This window comes from Microbispora sp. NPDC049125 (genome assembly GCF_040802045.1).
Classification (GTDB): Bacteria; Actinomycetota; Actinomycetes; order Streptosporangiales; family Streptosporangiaceae; genus Microbispora.
In genome coordinates this window covers 142,032-159,286 of the sequence record NZ_JBEZDW010000016.1, presented here as the reverse complement: position 1 = coordinate 159,286, position 17,255 = coordinate 142,032, and the positions used below count along the sequence as shown (strand labels likewise).

Here is a 17,255-nt window from a genome sequence, read left to right as displayed (position 1 = left end):
AAGCGGTTGATCGGCTACGCAGCATGTAGCCGGCCCACACACTTCTCTGCGTGACGAACTGCGTCACAACGCCAACGGACAACCCTGGACACAGGTGCACGGCGGCGGACGGTCACCGCAGGTGAAGAGCCTGCAAGACCAGGTCGAGAGTCTGTTGTCATTGCCTGATAAGTAAGCGGTCCACGAGGATTTGCGGCCGGGCACGGCGACGTGTGATCCTCGGCCCGTGAGCAGCTCAGATGACGAGGTTTGGCTGGCCTATCTCGAGCACACCCGCGACCTCGCGGAGCAGGTCCTTCGCGCGGACGACCCTTACGACGTCGGCCTGCAATTTATGGGCGACACGCTCGAGGTCATCGCCACCGGCGAGTACGAGTACGCGGTCAGCATGTACAACCTGTGGGGTGATCTCACCGACTGGGTGGAGCTCAAGCCAGCTGAAGAAGACCTCGCTACGGTCGAGATGGTTCGGGCTGCCCGCGAATGGCTGGCGCTGAACCCTCGGGACAGCGACGCTGTACGCAGGTACTTCGACGCTGTACGCAGGTACTTCGATCACTGGCTACACGACGTCTTCCACCACGATCAGTCGTAGCGTGATGCATCCGCTGGGGGCACTCTGGGGGCACATGGCTTCGAAAAGTGATGGCAAGCGATGACAACGAACGGAAGCGTTTTCCCAGGTCGTTTGCGGTTCAGGGCGAATCCGTGCAGGTAGAGAGCGAGTGCAATTTGTACCCGGCCTTCAGGCCGACTCGAAGACGGTGCGCGAGCGTGGGGAACCACACAGGGCACTTGCAGGTCCCTGCACGGTGATACAACGTTGAACCCGGGTTGCTAGGGACAGACAGGATAAGGGGCATGAATGCAGAGGTCGTTGCCGAGAACCTCAAAGTTGGCGATCTTGTTGAGCTGTCCACTCAGTTCGGTCCCCAGGTCGTCCGTTTGACCCTGGTCGAGCCGCGTGCGAACGGGCTAAAGTTCACTGGTCTTCGTAGCGACGGCGCTCTGTATTCCTTTGGAATGAAGTACGGGCAGAGAGTAATTGTCAAATCCTGTGGATTGCGGGTGATTCACAGAGCTCGAAACCATTGATCGAGGGCTGCGAAGTCGTCATCGGCGAGTCCCCGGTACGACTCCACGTGGTGGAGGAGAGCCTGGCCACTATGGTGCGTGGAAACCCACTCCCTGTCGGCGTCGGTGATCTCGTCGTCGACCCAGGCGAACGGGCGTCCGCCCGCCCAGTTCACCAGGGTCTGAGTCTTCCAGCAGAGCCCGAACCATTGGTCCTCGCGTTCATGCCCGTCGGATGGGTCCGGCCAGCTCACGACGGGCAGCCGCGGCAGCCCGATACGGGGTGCTATCTCGGCGTTCGCCTCGTCTTCCCAGGTTGTCGCCCAGACGAGTTCGCAGGGTAGCGCTGCCAGCCGACTCCCGACCTCACAGGTGAGCCGCGCCAAGCGCGAGTCCGCTGCAGTAGCCCCCGGTGCGCGTTGCGGGTCCTCGCCGAACGGGAGAAGCGGCCCGTCGACGTCGAGGAAGAGCAACGGGCGTTCGGCATGGCTGGTCATGCTGCGGTGGCCTCGTCACGCTCGACGAGTACGCCGCGTTCGAAGCGGGCTCCGGCACGCACCAGAGCGACGAGGTGGGGCGCGTTGACCGAGCGCCAGCGTTGTTGGGCGGACTCGATGAGCTTGAGTGTCATCGCCAGGGCCGCCGCGCGGGAACCGGAACCGCGAATGACCTTGGTGCGTAGTCGGACAGTGGAGAGTGTCGACTCAATCGGGTTCGTGGTGCGCAGGTGGATCCAGTGTTCGGCCGGGTAGTCGTAAAACGCCAGCAGCACGTCTGCGTCGTCGACGATCTTCTTGACGGCCTTGGGGAACTTCGCCCCGTGCTGCCGCTCGAATGTCCTGATGGCCTTGGTGGTCTGGTCTTTGTCCTCGGCGTTGTAGATGTCTGCGATCGCGGCCTTGGCCGCCGGCTGAGCCGACTTCGGCAGGCAGTCCAACACATTCGCAGTTTTGTGTACCCAGCAGCGCTGCTCCTTGGCCTCGGGGAACACCTCGCGCAGCGCCTTCCCAAAGCCCAAAGCCCCGTCGCCGACCGCCAGATGCGGGGCGCGCATTCCGCGCCGTGCGCAGTCGCGCAGCAGGTGCGCCCACGATTCCGACGGCTCCTGATAGCCCTCGTCCAGGGCTATCAGCTGTTTGCTGCCGTCGGCTCGGACGCCCACCAGGACCAGCACGCACGCCTTGGCCTGGTCCAGCCCGACCTTCAGATGTACGCCGTCGGCCCAGATGTAGACGAAGTCGGTTGCCGACAAGTCGCGCTTCTGGAACGCCTGATGATCGTCGGTCCACTGAGACGTCAGCCTCGACACCGTCGCCGACGACAGCCCATCCGACGACCCGAGGAACTGCTCCAGGGCCGGGACGAAGTCGCCGGTGGACAGGCCGTGCAGATAGAGCAGCGGAAGCACCTCGGAGATCTTCGGGGTCTTGCGGGCCCACGGTGGCAGGATCGCTGAAGAAAAGCGCTTACGCTCGCCGGTCTCGGCATCAACCCGCTTGTCGTTCACCCGCGGCGCCTAACCCTGCACAGGCCCAGCCGAGGTTGCTATCGTCCGCTCGGCGTGGAACCCGTTGCGCACCACCAGACGGCGGTCGCGAGCGCCGGCCAGCTCGGCCAAGTAGGAGTTGACCTCGGCCTCCAGCACAGCGGCCAGCATCCGCCGCGCTCCCTCCCGAACGATCTCATCGATCAACGATCCATTCGACGCCGCGCCGCCGGCATTGACCACGGTAAGCATGGGCGTGCCCTCCCAGCCGACGCGCCAACGTCGGCCTACTCAGTGACCTTCGAATCGATCACTCGGGAGGGTACGCCCCCGAGCCGATCCACAGGTTCTGAGCATTGCTCCGGGCAGACCGCGACTGTTCCAGAACCCTAGAGATCGGATACAGTGCCGGGCAGGCCGCGCCCCTCCATCAGAGGAGCGGCCTATACAGCAGCCGGATACAGCAACACCGCCTCACACGACCACACGCCACCGGCCCATAACTGCCTCTTCAACAGGCCGAGGAGCCCTCTACGTCGTGACTGGCTCCCGTTTGCAAGCAGGAAGTCAGGGGTTGGAATCCCCTAGGCTCCACTCACTCAAAAGCCCAGGCCAGGGACCGATTTCCCGCCTGGGCTTTGATCGTTAATCGGCCCTCGCGCTCTTCCGTGCCCGGATCCACTCTCGAGTTGTCCTCGCGCGAGGCTGTCGACCTGCTTGGCCACCTGGTGCCGCTGCTCGTCGCGGTGCTCATCCCGCTCTGAGGAATTTCTCAAAGGCTTCCCGCGCCAGCGCGGACACACTCTTCCCTTCTTGCTCGGCGCGGGCCTTCGCACGCTCGCGCAACTCCTCGGGAACTCTGAAGGAGACCCTTGGGGAATGGGTGCTCTCGCCTGTGAGCGATGGGCGCCCGGGGCGACCAGTAGGCACGGGTACACGGCCCTCATCGATCGCGCGATGAACGTCGTCGATGGCACCCTGCACGTACTCGTCAGTGATCAGATTGCCTTTGGCGTCATAGATCTCTTCAGACTCGCTGTCGATGTCGGAGTCGCCGTCCAGGACCAGTTCGATGTCTTCGGGTGGCCAGGCTGCCTCGTGCTCAGTCATGGCGTCCTTCTCCGTAGCGCGGTTGGCATCACGTGAATGATCGCTAGAGCTTTATCGGTGAGGATGCCGATCACCTCCAGCTCCACGCCCCGATCATCGGGGCCTGGAGCCAGACCCATCGGTCCTCCAACGTCGGGTCGGCGGCCGGCACGATCGCTGGCGGACCAGATCGGACGACATGTAAGGCGTGCGCCTGTCCGATGCGATGCTTGCGCGCCGACCGGTAGAAGCGCGACCTTTTCATGCCCATATTATGTCCGACACAACCTCCGCAGGTAGGGGGTTCCGGTCTACAGCGAGCCGACCATCGAGACGGCGGTTGCGTCCTGGGCGTCGGAGGTACGAAGAGGGACGGGGTGGACCAGGGGCGCCCGTGCCCGCCGGCAGGTCGCGAGCCTGAGCGCCGGGCCATTAGCGGGCCATTACGGGAGGTCAACAGGGGGTACTCACGATCACTCGCGGACTTCCCTTCCTCCAGGTCGCGGCCGTTTCTCCTGGTGAGCGGGCCGATTTGCAAGCAGGAAGTCAGGGGTTCGAACCCCCTAGGCTCCACCTCGAAAAACACCGCCTCTCTGATTGTCTCCGCCATCCAGCTCGATGAGCTGTTCCCGTACGCGGACCGTACGCGCGTTGAGATCGATGTCCGACCGCCGCAACGCGATGACCTCACCCCATCGCAGGCTGGCGAACGTGGTTAGGAGGATCAACGCGCGGAAGCGCCGGTCGGCCATCTTGTCGGCCAGCTCAAAGACCTGGGCGACGGTGAGAATGGGCCGCTCCGGCGTCTGCTCGTTGTCCGCGTCCCTGATCCGGCAGGGGTTCCGGCTGAGCAGCTTGTCCTCTTCGACGGCCGTCATCAGCACGGCCCGCAGCAGGCGGTACGCCTTGGCCGCGGTGGACACCGTGATAGAGGCGTAGACCGAGATGTCGATGCGGGGCCGCTGGCCGGGGTCGATCGACATCGACAGATGGGTGTAGGGGCCGTGCGCCATCACGCCACTCCGCGGCCGTTGGCCAGGCCGTGGAACCGGCGCTCGACCGATCGGGCGAACGAGGCCGCTTCGCGGGCGAGCTGCCGGGCGAAATCGACATCGGCCGGGCTGACCTGGTCGCTGTCCGAGGTGGTCAGCAGCCCGAGGTCGCGCTGAACTCCAGCGCCGGCACCGGCGTCCGGGCCGGGTACGGCAGGGATTTTGCCGAGGCTCCGCAACCGCTGTTCAGGCTGATTACGGCTATAGGCCGTACTGTCCGCCGTGCCATCAGGCCGCATCCTTCGCCTGAGCGGGGACGGGCTTGTCGGCTGCCGAGTGGGGAGCCCGCATCACCCGAGCCGAGATCGAGTAGGCCAGCCGCCCTGTCGCCTGATGGACGTACGGCTTGACCTCCAGCCAGTCGAACTCGGCCGGGGCCAGCGGCACGCCCGGCAGCGACGGCGGGACGACCGGCTGAACCTCGGCGAGGATCTTTACGGTCACCGTCTTCTGCGCGGCCTTGAGTGAGAGGGTCGGCGTCCATCACCGGGGCCTGCCAGACCGGCAGGCTGGTCGCCTTGTCCTTGGCCTGGGTGTCCCGCTTGGCGTCGAAGTCCTTCGCCGCGGTCACCTCGCCCACGACGAAGCAGCCGTACGGGAACAGGCGATCGAAGCTGATCGGAATGGGTCCTTGCAGTGCCATCGTTCACCACTTCCTTGTCCATCCCCCTAGACAGTGGCGGCCGGCGGTCCGCAAACGAGAACTGTCTAGGGGGTATACAGAAGCCGATTCTTGACTCGTGCCAGTCCCGGTTAAGACGATCGTCCGCGTGATAAGCAACGTATGGCTGCACAGCAAAAGCCCACTGGTACCGGGCTCGGTGGTCTTCCGGAGTGATCGCCGGTTCTATCTTTGCGCTTACGGCGTGAGCCACAGCCAGTTGTTGTTCCGCAGCGATCCCGAAGAGGACCGGTCCGGCACGACGATCGACGTGCTGTTCAAGCCGGTCGAGGTCCTGAAAATCAGGCAGAGCTATCGGGGGCTCACCATTCGGAACGCGACGGACGAGGAGGCCTACCGGATCAAGGCGAGCACACCCAGCATCCCCGTCGATGACGAGCGAGTCTTCCTTCTTGAGAGCCAGGGCGAGGCCGACTACGTGATCAGCTCGGCGATGGGCTGGCGGGAGGACGTTCTCTCGCGTACCAGACAGAGCCTTTTCGCGTCCGCCGATAGCGACATGCCAAGGTGGCCCACCCAACCGCTGGATGGATTCCAACCCGGGCTCAATGTCGCCTCGATCCAGGAACTCATGCAGGTGATGGAGACCGAGGAACAGCAGGTTCGGCGGCAACGGTATCGAACTGTCTATGTGCTCATGACTCGCGTCGATCGGCGAGGCGAGCCGGACATCGGCGGTGCTGGCGTCTTCATCACCGAAGCCGACGCCGAAGATGCCCGTGCCTTCATCGCTCCCAAAGTGGCCGACTGCTGGATCGAGCCCCTTCCCATTGCCATCTGAGCATGCGGAGCACCCTGCCACGAAGTCAAATCTGGCAATAGGCGGCACTGGCGTCGTCGTGCACCTTACTCCGTGGCCAGCGTTCGCCGTGGGGGTCGCATCGCTCGGCTTCGCGGACCTGATGGATCAGCTCGGTCGGTCAGTCCTGCGCAAGGACGTCGAGGCACTGCCGCCAGGGTGCGAGGCGATAGCGAGTGACAGCGTCGGCGGCCCCGTCGGTGAGCAACGCAGGGGTTCGAATCCCCTAGGCTCCACCTCGCAAAAGCCCAGGTCAGAGATCGTTTTTCGCCTGGGCTTTGATCGTTATTCGGCCTTCGCGCTCTTCCGTCCCGTTGTGTGCCCGATTCACTCTTGAGTTGTCCTCGCGCGAGGCTGTCAAGACGGCGGCGCGACGCGCCGTCGTCCAGACCGCAGGTCAGTTTCGGCTGGATTCGAGATAGCCGGTGAGATAGGTCAACGATGCGGCGATGTTCTCGCCGGTGTCGTGCGGCCGGCGCAGCTGGTCGACGAAGATGGCGATGTCGGCGAGCCGCCACCAGAGCGGATAGAGCGCGAGGCCGGCCGGGGAGACGGCCCGGCCGGTGGCCCGGGTGCAACGGGCGAGTACGCCATCGTCGCCAACCGGGTCCTCGCCGAGCATGCGGGCAAAGGCGGAGGTGAGCATCCACAGGTCCCGCTCCGGCGGAGCGATCTGTACGGTGTTCCAGTCGATGAGCCGCAGTCCAGCCGGGGTGCGCATGACGTTTCCGGGGTGCGGTTCGCCGTGCGTGACCACCCACACCGCCGCGGTGTCTCGTACCTGGTCGACCCGCCGATCGAAGTCGGCGAGCAATCGTTGGACGTGCCCGGCATGGGCGGACGGCAACTTACGGGCCGGCTTCGCGGCTCATCGATATCACACAGCTGGCAGGCAGCCAAATCTCTGATCATCCCCGTCGCCGTGCTGCCCACAGGGTTCTCCTAGGCTTCTGCGTGGCTTAGGGGGTTTCAGGTGTTTCTGGCGCGGTTGATCGTGGTCGTGGTGCTGGCCGCGCTGTCCAGCGTGTACGTCCTGGCCGGGGCGCCGGGCGCGGTGCTGGTCTTCGCGGTGCAGTGCCTGTACACGTTGTGGTCGCGGAAGTGGTGGCTGCCGGCGGCGCAGGCCGTGCTGGTCTATTGGGTGACGCTGGGGTCGGGGTCGTCCGTAGCGGTGCTCGGCTTTCTGGCCGGCTCGCTGTTGGTAACGAGGTTGTGGGCGTTGGCACCCGGGGTCGTGTTCAGCGCGGTGGTGATCGCGTACGCGCGGAACGGCGACGCGCTCACCACCCTCGACACGACGATCACCACGGCGGTGCTGACGTTGATCATCCCGGGGCTCATCCGGCTGGTCGAGCGGGTAAGCGAACTGCACGCCACCCGCCTGGCGCTGGCCGCCGCTGCCGTGGCCGAGGAGCGGCTGCGCATCACGGCCGAGCTCAGCGACGGTCTTGGTCGCGGCCTGGCCGCGATCGGCGCGGGCGCCCGCCGCTCGCTCGCCGTGCCGTCGCGGGCCGCGGAGGTGCTCGGCGAGGTGACGGCCACGGCCCGGCGGTCGCTGGCGGACGCGCGCTCGGCGGCGGCGAGTTACCGCGCGATGTCGCTCGAACCCGAGCTGACCACCGCCCGTGCGATGCTCGACGCCGCGGGGATCGCCGTGGAGGTGCGGGCCGGGCACACCGAACCGCTGGGGCCCGCGGGCGCACTGCTCGCCACGGTGCTGAGGGAGGCCGTCACGGACGTGGTACGCCGCGGCGCCGCCCGCTCCTGCAGGATCGAGACTGGCGAGTGCGGCGGCACGGTACACCTGAGCGTCGCCGACGACGGCCGCCGCACGGCCGAGCACGACGGACTGGCCGGTCTCGACGACCAGGTCAGGGCCGCGGGCGGCAGGCTGAAGCGCGGCCTGTCGGATCGCGGTCACTACACCGTCGAAGCCGCCCTGCACACCCCCCACCCTCCGCAGGAGGCCCGTCAGAAGACGGACATGTCGGTGCTTCTGCTGGCCGCCGTGCTGGTCGGGTTCAGCGCCAAGGCCCTGATTCAGATCCCGCCCACGCTGCTGCCGCCCGCGTCGGCGATGCTGGCCGTGATCGTGGTCATGCAGCTCAGATCCGTGCACGGCCGACACATGACGGCGCTGGCGGTGATGGCCGTGCTGGCCTACGCGCCGGTCCCGCTGTTCGGCCCGGTTTGGCTGGGCACGCAGGGTTTCCTGGCGGGCCCGGTGTTGCTGGCGTTCCGGCCGCTGGTGGCCTGGCCGCTGGTCGCCGCCGTCGTGGCGAGCACGAACGTCCTGGCCTCCCTGTACGCGCTGCCGGCCGGCCAGCAGGCGAACCTCACGCTCAGCACCCTGGTCACCGGCCTGGTCATCTACAGTCTGCTGCGCCTGGCCCAGCTCGCCAAGGAGCTCAAGGCGGCCAGGGAGGGCCTGGCCCGCTCGGCCGTCGTCGAGGAGCGGCTGCGCGCCGCCCGCGACCTGCACGACCTGCTCGGCCACAGCCTGGCGGCCATCCTGCTCAAATGCGAACTGGCCCGCCGCCTCCCCCCGGAACGCTCGCGGGACGAGCTGGCCGACATTCTGGACATGGCCGAACACGCCCAGCAGGACCTGCGCTCGGTCTCCGGCGAGCAGCACGAGCTGTCGCTGCGCGCCGAGGCGGAGTCGGCTCAGTCTGTCCTGCGGGCGGCCCGCGTCGAGGTCACCGCCGAACTGGCGCACCCGCCGCTGCCCGCCGAAGTGGAGACCGTGCTCAGCACCGTGCTCCGCGAGGCCGTCACGAACATCCTGCGCCACAGCACCGCCCGCCACTGCGAGATCTCGACGGCCGCTGACGATGACGTGGCACGCCTGCTCGTACGCAACGACGGCGCCCGTCCGGGGGAGGCCCGCCGGGGATCGTCGGGCCTGGGCAACCTGGCAACCCGTCTGGCCGCGCTCGACGGGCGCCTCACCACGGGTGTCGAGGACGGCTGGTTTCGGCTCGACGCCCGGGTGACCTACCGGCCCGAGCCGGCCCGGCTAGATCCAGCCCGACTCGGTGGCGATGCGGACGGCGTCGGTGCGGTTGCGCGCGTTTAGCTTGGCCACGATGCCCGTGAGGTTGTTGCGCACGGTCCCCGGCGTCAGGTGCAATCCGGCGGCGATGTCCTTCGCGTCGGCCCCCTCCGCCGCCCGCCGCAGCACGTCCGCCTCGCGGGGCGTGAGCGGGTTGTCGGCCAGGTCCCAGGCCGTCACCGCGAGGGCGGGATCGAGCACCCGCTCGCCCCGGACGACCGCGCGGATGGCCGCCGCCAGTTCCTCCGGCGGCGCGGTCTTCAGCATGAACCCGTCCACCTGCGCCGTCAGCGCCCGCTTGAGGTGCCCTGGCTTGCCGTGCGCGGTGAGCATGAGCGTCCGGCACGCCGGCACCCGGGCGCGGATCTCGGCGGCGGCCTCGAGCCCGTCCATGCCGCCCGGCATGTCGATGTCCAGCACCGCCACGTCGGGCAGGTCCACGGCCGCCGCGGCGACGGCCGCGGCGCCCGACTCGACGGTGACGACGACCTCCAGATCCGGCTCCAACCCGAGGAGGGCCGCCAGAGCTCCCCTGATCACCGCCTGGTCCTCGGCCAGAAGTACGCGAATCACGGAGACATGTGTACCAGTGTCCGGATCATGACGACGTCATGGGGCATCGGTGATGGCGTCTCTGGGCCGCGTAGCCGCGGATCAGCAGGCTTGGAGGCATGACAGACGTCGTGCGGTTGGAAGCCGTGAGCAAGGTGTACGGAAAGGGGCAGGGCGCGGTCGCCGCCCTGCGGGAGGTGTCGGTGGGGATCCCGCGCGGCTCCTTCACGGCGGTGATGGGCCCGTCCGGGTCGGGCAAGAGCACGTTCCTGCACTGCGCGGCGGGGCTGGACGTGCCGTCGTCGGGCTCGGTCCGCCTCGGCGACACCGAGTTGTCGCGTCTGGGCGAGACCCAGCTGACCGAGCTGCGCAGGCACCGGGTCGGCTTCGTGTTCCAGGCGTTCAACCTGGTCCCCGCCCTGAACGTGACGGAGAACGTCACCCTCCCCCTCCGCCTGGCCGGCGAGCGCGTGGACCGCGCCTGGCTCGGCGAGATCCTGGCCCGGGTGGGCCTGGAGGACCGCGCCGGGCACCGGCCCGCGGAGCTCTCCGGTGGCCAGCAGCAGCGCGTCGCCTTGGCCAGGGCGTTGGTCACCCGGCCGGAGGTGGTGTTCGGGGACGAGCCGACCGGCGCGCTCGACACGATGACCGCCCGCCAGGTGCTGCGGCTGCTGCGCGAGGTGGTGACGGCCATGGGACAGACCGTGGTGATGGTGACGCACGACCCGCTGGCAGCCTCGTACGCGGAGACCGTGCTCTTCCTGGCCGACGGCCAGATCGTGGACACGATGAGCGGCCCGACCCCCGAGAAGGTGGCCGAGCGGATGACCGGGCTGGGGGCGTGGAAGTGATGACGGGTTTCGCGTGGAAGATGCTGCGGCACCGCAAGGCGGCCTTCGCGGGGGCGTTCGTGGCGCTGCTGTGCGCCGCCGCCCTGGTGTGCGCCTGCCTGATGCTGCTGGAGACGGGCCTGCGCGGCACGGTCGCCCCGGAACGGTACGCGGGCGCGCCCGCGATCGTGGCCGCCGACCAGTACGTCCGCGAGACCGTCGACAAGGGCAAGGGAAAGACGAAGACGAAGGCCAAGCCGCTGTCGGAGCGGGCCTGGTTGCCCATCTCGGTCGTCACGGCGCTGCGCGGCACGCCCGGGGTGCAGCGGGTGATCACGGAGGTCACGTTTCCGTTCGGTGGGTTCACCGGGCACGGCTGGGAGTCGGCCGGGCTCACCCCGTTCACGATCGCGACGGGACGCGCGCCGCGCGCCGCGGGCGAGGTGGTGGTGGACGCCCGCGCCGGGCTGCACGTGGGCACGGAGCTGCGCGGGCACCGCGTCGTGGGCGTCACGGCGCAGGCCCTGCCCAGCCAGGACACCGTGTTCTTCAGCACCGCCGAGGCCCGCCGCCTGGCCGGGCATCCGGGCATGGTCAGCGCCACCGGGGTCTTCCCCGCGCTCTCCCGCGCGCCCCAGGGCGCCGTGCTGTACACCGGGGACGAGCGCGGACGGCTGGAGTTCCTGGACGCGGAGCAGGCGCGGGTATCGCTGATCAGCATGGGCGGCGCGCTGGCCGGCACCTCACTGCTGGTCGGGGTCCTCGTCGTGGTGGGCACGTTCGCCCTGTCCATCCAGCAGCGCCGGCGCGAGCTCGCGCTGCTGCGGGCCGTGGCGGCCACCCCCAAGCAGATACGCAAGCTCGTCGGCGGCGAGGCGCTGCTGGCCGGCTCGGTGGCCGGGGTGCTCGGCGCGGCGGCGGGCATCGGGCTCGGCTTCTGGCTGCACGGCACGTTCGTGTCGCTGGGCGCGGTCCCGGCGAACCTGCGCCTGGTGGTGAGCCCGTTTCCCGCGCTGGCCGCGCTGCTGGCCACCGTGTCGGCCGCCTGGGTCGCGGCCCGCATGTCGGCCCGCCGCCTCTCCCGTGTCCGGCCGGTGGAGGCGCTCGGTGAGGCCGCGCTGGACGACGGCCGGCTGCCCCTGGTGCGGCTGCTGGCCGGGCTGGCGCTGACCGCGGGCGCTGTGGTGCTCACCGTGGTCCTGTCGAACCTGAGCACGGAGGCGGCGGCCACGCCGGTGACCATGCTGACCGCGCTGGTCTGGACGATCGCCGCGACGCTGCTCGGCCCCCTGGCGGCCAGGGTGGTGCCGCTGCCGCTACGGGTGGCAGGGGTGACCGGCTTCCTCGCCGCAAGGCACCTGCGCGCCGCCCCGAAGGGTCTGGCCTCGGTGCTGTCGCCGCTCACTCTGATGGTGGCGATGACCTGCACGATCCTGTTCGTACAGACCACGATGGGCGACGCCGCGCAGGAGCAGGCGGAGGCGGGCACGCGCGCCGGCTACGTGCTGCCGGGCGCGCCCGCCGCGGCCGTCGCGAAGGTCCCCGGGGTGGAGGCCGTCACTCAGGTGGTGCGCACGACGGTCAGGGTCGGCCTGGACAAGTACACCGCCCAAGCCGTCACCTACGACCCCCGCACGCTCGACCTGGGAGTCGTCTCCGGTGCCGTCGAACTGGACGCGGCCGCCGTCAGCCAAACCGCCGCGACCCGGCTCGGCCTCACGGTCGGCGACCCGCTGCGGCTCACCCTCGGCGACGGCACCCGCACCACCCTGAAGATTTCGGCTGTGTACACCCGCGGCCTCGGCTTCGGCGACCTGACGCTGCCGCACGCGCTCGTCTCCGGCCACGTGGACGATCCCACGGGCACCCTCCTGGTGTCGGCCCCCACCCTGACCAGGGACGCGCTGGCCCGCGCGGTGCCCGGCGCGACGGTGTTGGACCGCGCGCAGGCTGCCGCGGTCGCGGTCGCGAATCCGCAGGTCACCTACGTGGCGCTGGGGCTGATCATCGCCTTCACCGGCATCGCCGTGGTCAACACCCTGGCCATGGCGACGTCCGGCCGGACGAAGGAGCTGGCCGTGCTCCGACTGGCGGGCACCACGCGGCGCCAGATCCTGCGCATGCTCCGCCTGGAGGCCCTGTGCGCGATTCTGACGGCCGCCGTCGCCGGAACCGCGATCGCCCTCGTGACCCTGTCGGCCTTCGCCACCGGCATGACCGGCTCCCCGGCCCCGTACCTCCATCTCGGGACGTACGTCCTGGTGCTTGCGGCCGCGGCCGCGCTGGCCCTGACCGCCACGGCCCTCCCCGCCCGCCTGGCCCTCAGGACCCGCCCGGCCGACGCCGTGACGTCCGCCTGAGGTCCGCGAAGTGCTCGTACAGCAGGTAGCAGTCGACCATCACCGACGCCGAAAGGCGGCGGCGGGCCTCGCGGCGGCACTCTCCGCAGTGCGCCACGTACTTAGGCGCCACTCAATCAGAAGTCCGATTGCGTGGTTCAGCGCATGAAGAGTCTGAAGATGGAAACCACCTTCGCGGCAGCACGGTCGGCGTCCCCGTCCGCGATCGCCTCGACGAGCTCGTGGTGGTAGCGGTGTGCCGCGTCCTCGTCCTCGCTCTTCTCGTCGCGCATGTGGGCAGCGAAGATGTCGAGCATGCTGGAGTACAGCTTGACGTAGAGAGGGTTGTGCGTCGCTGCCACGATCGCGCGGTGCAGGGCGAGGTCCGCGCTCGCTCGCAGGTCGAGATCATTGGTCGACCAGCTCGCTTCTCGACGGTCGCGCAGCTCGCGCAGCAGTTCGACGTCGGCATCCGAGCGGTTCAATGCGGCCAGTGACGCTGCAGCGCTGTCAAGGGCAAGGCGTAGTTCCAGGTAGTGGCGACGGGTGCCACCGGCGAGCTGACGTTCAAGAGTGCCTGTCAGCTCGGAGCTGGAGATGACGAAGGTGCCGCGGCCCTGCTCACGGCGCAGCAGACCTGCGTGCACCAGCGACTGCACCGCCTCGCGCACCGTGTTCCGACCGATCCCGAACTCCGACACCAGTGCGGCCTCGCTCGGTATCCGCTCACCGACCGGCCAGCGTCCAGAGGCCACCTCCTCGCGGAAGCGCTCGGCAGCCTGGTCGATGAGTCCCACTCGACGCATCGGCTGTCGCGTGTCAGAATCTTCGGAACTCATCCCATAATCCCATCATCTGCTGACCTTACACCGGAGTATAACGTGGCATCGCTCTCCTCATCGCTCGTTCCGTTACACCGTGGGCGTCTGACCTTGTGGGCCGGGCTCGCCATCGCCCTGACAGCGGTCAACCTGCGAACGGCCGTGACCGGGTTCACTCCGCTCCTGGAGATCATCGGATCCGATCTCGGCTTCGGGGTGACGCTGTCCGGCCTGCTCGGCACTGTGCCGACGGTGTCCTTCGGCATCTTCGGGTTTCTCGCGCCGGCGGTGACGAGGAAGTTCGGACTCGAGCGCACGGCCACTGTGGCGCTGGGCCTGACGGCTCTGTCGCTCCTGATGCGCGCCTTCTCTCCAACGCCCTTGTTGCTGGTGCTTTCGACCGTGCTGGCACTGGCCGGAATCGGAGCCGCGAACGTCGTGGTCGTTCCGTTGGTGAAGGCCTGGTTCCCCGATCGGCTGGCCCTGGCGACCTCGCTTTACCTGATCCTCATGCAGGCGGGCCAGTTCATCGCCCCGCTCCTCGCGGTCCCGGTGGCGGAAGCGGCGACGTGGCGGCTCTCGGTAGGTGTCTGGGCGGGACCAGCTGCTGTGGCTGGTGTGGTCTGGCTCGTCCTGGCAGTCAGGCTGCCCGCCGATCACCACGCGCCCGCGGCTGTGACGGCGACCGATGCGGCACCGAGGATCAGCCGATCATCAACCGTCTGGGGGCTGGTGATCCTCTTCGCGATGATTTCGCTGTCCAACTACGGGATCGTCACCTGGGTCCCGGCAGTGCTCACCGACGCAGGAGGCAGCGCGGCCCTGGGCGGCTCCATGGTCGCGCTCTACTCGGCATGGGGCATGCTCGCGGCCTTGGTGGTTCCACACCTGGCCACGCGCATGACGAACCCGTTCATCGTGGTCGTCGGGTGCGCGATCTTCCTGGTGGCGGGATACCTGGGCCTGCTCCTGTCCCCGCTCGACGGCACGCTGATGTGGGTGTGCGCGCTGGGAATCGGGGTGAGCACCTTCCCGCTCTGCATGACCCTCATCAACCGTCGAACCAGGAGCCCGCGGACAGCCTCTGCCGTGTCGGGCTTCGTTCAAGGCATCGGCTACGGGCTGGCGTGCTTCGGCCCGATCGGGTTGGGCCTTCTGCGCGAGGCGACCGGATCATGGTCGATCCCGCTCCTGGTGCTCGCTGCGACCGCCATCCCAGGGGTGATCGCCGGCTGGTTCGCTTGCCGTCCTCGCTTCGTGGAGGACTCTGCGCCACAGCAGACGAACCATTAAGGGCGGTCGACAGGGGGTACTCGCGGTCATACGCGGGCTGCCTCTCGCCCAGGTCGAGCCCGCTGTCTCTGGTGATCAGGCCGATTTGCAGCAGGAAGCCAGGGGTTCGCCCCCTGTCGGCGCCCGCAACTCAAGGGCCACTTCTCGTCTTCGAGGAATGGCCCCTTTGTCATGAATACAGCAGAGTGCGGCAACGCCGCCGACGTGGAGCGTCTTATCCATAGCAGCCCCCGGTTCAGCCTGGCCTATGCTAAGCACCTCCTTGAACGATGAACTGGAGGCACTCCTGCGTCCATCATCAACGATTCCCGCGCGCTGGGGGCTGCCCCTGTTGACCCTGGCGGCTCTCGCGGCTCCCGCATTGCGTACCGTCTGGTGGTACCTCCCAGCAGCGCCTACCCACACGGAAAGCTTTGTCTTGTTGTGTGGTCGCGCGCTTGCGGCCGATCCTTACGCCAAGGACTTTTCAATCGGTGGACCGCAGGGGAATTTCGGGTGGCTGTGGAGGATCCAGGAGTGGACTACTACCGCCGAGTCGAATGCCTGGCCCACCGCCGTAATGGCGCTTGGTCTGAGTGCGACCCTTGCCCTTCCTCGGGTGTGGGGCACGATCGCCGGCTGGGTGACGGTGGCAGTGTTTGTGGTGATCGCCGTGGTGTTCACGATCCCCTTCGCCGTGGAGATAGTGCCTGCCTGCGTAGAAACGCTCCGCTTCCGGGGGTGGGACATCGTCGAGTTCGGGCCGATCGTGTACTACGTGGTTGGTGTAGTGCTGGTCATGTTCTTGTTGCTGCTCAGGCGTTACGAGATGGACCGGTATGCCTCAACGCGAGGGAAGCTGGTGTAGTTCTCACCGCCAATTGGCCACCTGCGCCTTGCGATCGCCCAGTGGTGGTTGGTCGACTAGGACAAGCGCTTCAGGGAGTCGTCGTGTCCTTCGTGTCCCCACTGTGGGCGGCTGACCGGAACCACCATGAGCAGATGATCCAGACCTTTGAAGTCCTTCGGGTTGCAGGTGTAGAGCGGGAGTCGGTTGGCGATCGCTACGCAAGCGATCATCAAATCTGCGGTGCGGGGACGCGGTTTGCGGCCTGAGGCGACAGCGGTCCAGAGTTGGCCGTACTCGCGGCAACCAGCAGGCCGACCGACAACTCTGCTGTGGTTATAGCGCTGATCGTCACCTTCCGAGCCCGTACCGCGTGTAGAGGTCGCCGGGAGGGGTGAACTCCATGCCGTTCTCATCAAGCGCGTTGTAGATCGTCACTTGGCCGTTCGGGAAGCCGAATCCCAGGGACACGATGGTCCCCTCCACGTGATCCCTGCTCCTCCACATCAGCAGCTCCACAGCCGAGCAAGGCTGTCCAACCAGCACGGCGAGTTCATCCGGCACGTCGTCTCGCCACGCCATGTGGAAGTCCGGCCAGTCCAGTGCGCGCGCCGGATCGACGGTGTTCCAGGTGATGGAGACCTCGTCGAACTTCCAGTGGTTGATCTCAACCTGTTCGCCCTCGAAATCCAGGAGGACTGGGCAGTCGGGGAACCACTCGTCCTCGTCGAGATCCCACACCACCAGCGTGCGAGTCAACTTCCGGCCAACGAGGCGAGCAAGCCTCGGCCCGTGAACAGCCGTGATCCTTTTACGCCCGCTCAGCCAGTCCGGCCGGTAGCCGGGGATCCCGAAGTCGAACATCCAGTGATCCTGCCAGATGTCGCCGCTTACGACTTGCCGGGGCAATCGGCCTTCACGCCGGTCCTGGCCGACTCACCCGCATTCGGGCCACTCCTTCGGAGAGCGACCGCGGCCATGGCGGCGCGGATGGTCGCGGTCAGAGACTCGTCGGCGAGGCGCCGGATCTCTCCTTCGTTCCCGGTGATCTGCGGGAAGGCGGCTTCCGTCGTCACGGTGAGGGGCCCGGTGTGCTCCCGAAACATAAAACCGGTGGGCCGATTGTTTCAGACACGTAGCCGTACGAATATTGACGCTCAGGTTAACAGAGGCCTACTGTCCTGGAGCAACGATCGAAGTGACATCTCCGAAAGTTTCAATCCCAAGAGTGACGTCAGAAGGCTCTGCAGACAAGGCACCAGGTCGGCGTGGCGGTGCTGAACCTGTCCGGCGCTCGCGGTCCGGAGCCTGAAGTAGCACCGCACCGTCGGCGTCCTGCGTTCCGGGCGAGCACGAG

At 67.6% G+C, this 17,255-nt stretch carries 16 protein-coding genes and 1 pseudogene; 7 read left to right on the top strand and 10 right to left on the bottom strand.

Annotated elements, in window-relative coordinates:
* The first annotated feature begins 226 nt into the window (after window positions 1–226).
* Window positions 227–595, top strand: coding sequence for a hypothetical protein (locus AB0B72_RS20685; protein WP_367740466.1), 369 nt, complete (start codon window positions 227–229; stop codon window positions 593–595).
* 478 nt (window positions 596–1,073) lie between these two features.
* Here the strand turns inward: AB0B72_RS20685 and AB0B72_RS20680 are convergent, their stop codons facing one another.
* The 6 genes and pseudogenes from AB0B72_RS20680 to AB0B72_RS20655 form a co-directional block, all read right to left on the bottom strand.
* The gene (locus AB0B72_RS20680) at window positions 1,074–1,571 is read right to left on the bottom strand and encodes an HAD domain-containing protein (protein WP_367740465.1); all 498 of its coding nucleotides are present in this window, start codon (window positions 1,569–1,571) and stop codon (window positions 1,074–1,076) included.
* Window positions 1,568–2,812 (bottom strand): annotated as a pseudogene (locus AB0B72_RS20675) (IS256 family transposase). Before AB0B72_RS20675 ends, AB0B72_RS20680 begins: the two are co-directional and overlap by 4 nt.
* Before the next feature lie 498 nt (window positions 2,813–3,310).
* A complete protein-coding gene (locus tag AB0B72_RS20670) occupies window positions 3,311–3,670 on the bottom strand; it encodes an Arc family DNA-binding protein (protein WP_367740464.1) in 360 nt (119 codons plus the stop codon).
* Window positions 3,671–4,212: 542 nt separating this feature from the next.
* Window positions 4,213–4,662: a hypothetical protein gene (locus AB0B72_RS20665; protein ID WP_367740463.1), complete on the bottom strand. Its 450-nt coding sequence runs from the start codon at window positions 4,660–4,662 to the stop codon at window positions 4,213–4,215.
* On the bottom strand, window positions 4,662–4,880 hold the full coding sequence (locus tag AB0B72_RS20660; RefSeq protein WP_367740462.1) for a hypothetical protein: 219 nt from the start codon (window positions 4,878–4,880) through the stop codon (window positions 4,662–4,664). Before AB0B72_RS20660 ends, AB0B72_RS20665 begins: the two co-directional genes overlap by 1 nt.
* A 49-nt stretch (window positions 4,881–4,929) precedes the next feature.
* Complete coding sequence (locus tag AB0B72_RS20655) at window positions 4,930–5,145, bottom strand: hypothetical protein (RefSeq protein WP_367740461.1); 216 nt, start codon at window positions 5,143–5,145, stop codon at window positions 4,930–4,932.
* Between the two features lie 422 nt (window positions 5,146–5,567).
* On the opposite strand from AB0B72_RS20655, the gene AB0B72_RS20650 reads away from it, so the two are divergent.
* Entirely contained in the window at window positions 5,568–6,164 is a 597-nt protein-coding gene (locus AB0B72_RS20650; RefSeq protein ID WP_367740460.1) for a hypothetical protein, read from the top strand.
* A gap of 415 nt (window positions 6,165–6,579) precedes the next feature.
* Here AB0B72_RS20650 and AB0B72_RS20645 read toward each other — a convergent pair whose 3' ends face one another.
* Window positions 6,580–7,029 carry a phosphotransferase family protein gene (locus AB0B72_RS20645; protein ID WP_367740459.1) on the bottom strand — a complete coding sequence of 150 codons (450 nt, stop codon included), beginning with the start codon at window positions 7,027–7,029 and terminating at the stop codon, window positions 6,580–6,582.
* 126 nt (window positions 7,030–7,155) lie between these two features.
* Here AB0B72_RS20645 and AB0B72_RS20640 point away from each other — a divergent pair, with 126 nt between their 5' ends.
* A complete protein-coding gene (locus AB0B72_RS20640) occupies window positions 7,156–9,261 on the top strand; it encodes a sensor histidine kinase (protein WP_367740458.1) in 2,106 nt (701 codons plus the stop codon).
* Here the strand turns inward: AB0B72_RS20640 and AB0B72_RS20635 are convergent.
* Window positions 9,202–9,810 (bottom strand): DNA-binding response regulator, encoded by a 609-nt coding sequence (locus AB0B72_RS20635; RefSeq protein ID WP_367740457.1) that lies wholly within the window; start codon window positions 9,808–9,810, stop codon window positions 9,202–9,204. The genes AB0B72_RS20640 and AB0B72_RS20635 overlap by 60 nt on opposite strands.
* Window positions 9,811–9,908: 98 nt before the next feature.
* Between AB0B72_RS20635 and AB0B72_RS20630 the strand changes: the two genes are divergently transcribed.
* The gene (locus AB0B72_RS20630) at window positions 9,909–10,640 is read left to right on the top strand and encodes an ABC transporter ATP-binding protein (protein WP_367740456.1); all 732 of its coding nucleotides are present in this window, start codon (window positions 9,909–9,911) and stop codon (window positions 10,638–10,640) included.
* Window positions 10,640–12,979 (top strand): FtsX-like permease family protein, encoded by a 2,340-nt coding sequence (locus tag AB0B72_RS20625; protein WP_367740455.1) that lies wholly within the window; start codon window positions 10,640–10,642, stop codon window positions 12,977–12,979. Before AB0B72_RS20630 ends, AB0B72_RS20625 begins: the two co-directional genes overlap by 1 nt.
* Before the next feature lie 137 nt (window positions 12,980–13,116).
* Here AB0B72_RS20625 and AB0B72_RS20620 read toward each other — a convergent pair whose 3' ends face one another.
* The gene (locus tag AB0B72_RS20620; RefSeq protein ID WP_367740454.1) at window positions 13,117–13,755 is read right to left on the bottom strand and encodes a FadR/GntR family transcriptional regulator; all 639 of its coding nucleotides are present in this window, start codon (window positions 13,753–13,755) and stop codon (window positions 13,117–13,119) included.
* A gap of 84 nt (window positions 13,756–13,839) precedes the next feature.
* Between AB0B72_RS20620 and AB0B72_RS20615 the strand changes: the two genes are divergently transcribed.
* Together AB0B72_RS20615 and AB0B72_RS20610 are read left to right on the top strand one after the other, a co-directional pair.
* Window positions 13,840–15,072, top strand: coding sequence for an MFS transporter (locus AB0B72_RS20615; RefSeq protein ID WP_367740453.1), 1,233 nt, complete (start codon window positions 13,840–13,842; stop codon window positions 15,070–15,072).
* A gap of 262 nt (window positions 15,073–15,334) precedes the next feature.
* The gene (locus tag AB0B72_RS20610; protein WP_367740452.1) at window positions 15,335–15,919 is read left to right on the top strand and encodes a hypothetical protein; all 585 of its coding nucleotides are present in this window, start codon (window positions 15,335–15,337) and stop codon (window positions 15,917–15,919) included.
* Window positions 15,920–16,249: 330 nt separating this feature from the next.
* Here the strand turns inward: AB0B72_RS20610 and AB0B72_RS20605 are convergent, their stop codons facing one another.
* Window positions 16,250–16,762 (bottom strand): hypothetical protein, encoded by a 513-nt coding sequence (locus tag AB0B72_RS20605; protein WP_367740451.1) that lies wholly within the window; start codon window positions 16,760–16,762, stop codon window positions 16,250–16,252.
* Window positions 16,763–17,255 lie beyond the last annotated feature (493 nt).

Excerpts from the sequence above, each read along its gene's own strand:
- AB0B72_RS20680 (WP_367740465.1), bottom strand. The coding sequence starts at position 1,571 with ATGACCAGCCATGCCGAACGCCCGTTGCTCTTCCTCGACGTCGACGGG.
- AB0B72_RS20670 (WP_367740464.1), bottom strand. The coding sequence starts at position 3,670 with ATGACTGAGCACGAGGCAGCCTGGCCACCCGAAGACATCGAACTGGTC.
- AB0B72_RS20665 (WP_367740463.1), bottom strand. The coding sequence starts at position 4,662 with ATGGCGCACGGCCCCTACACCCATCTGTCGATGTCGATCGACCCCGGC.
- AB0B72_RS20630 (WP_367740456.1), top strand. The coding sequence starts at position 9,909 with ATGACAGACGTCGTGCGGTTGGAAGCCGTGAGCAAGGTGTACGGAAAG.
- AB0B72_RS20625 (WP_367740455.1), top strand. The coding sequence starts at position 10,640 with ATGACGGGTTTCGCGTGGAAGATGCTGCGGCACCGCAAGGCGGCCTTC.
- AB0B72_RS20605 (WP_367740451.1), bottom strand. The coding sequence starts at position 16,762 with ATGTTCGACTTCGGGATCCCCGGCTACCGGCCGGACTGGCTGAGCGGG.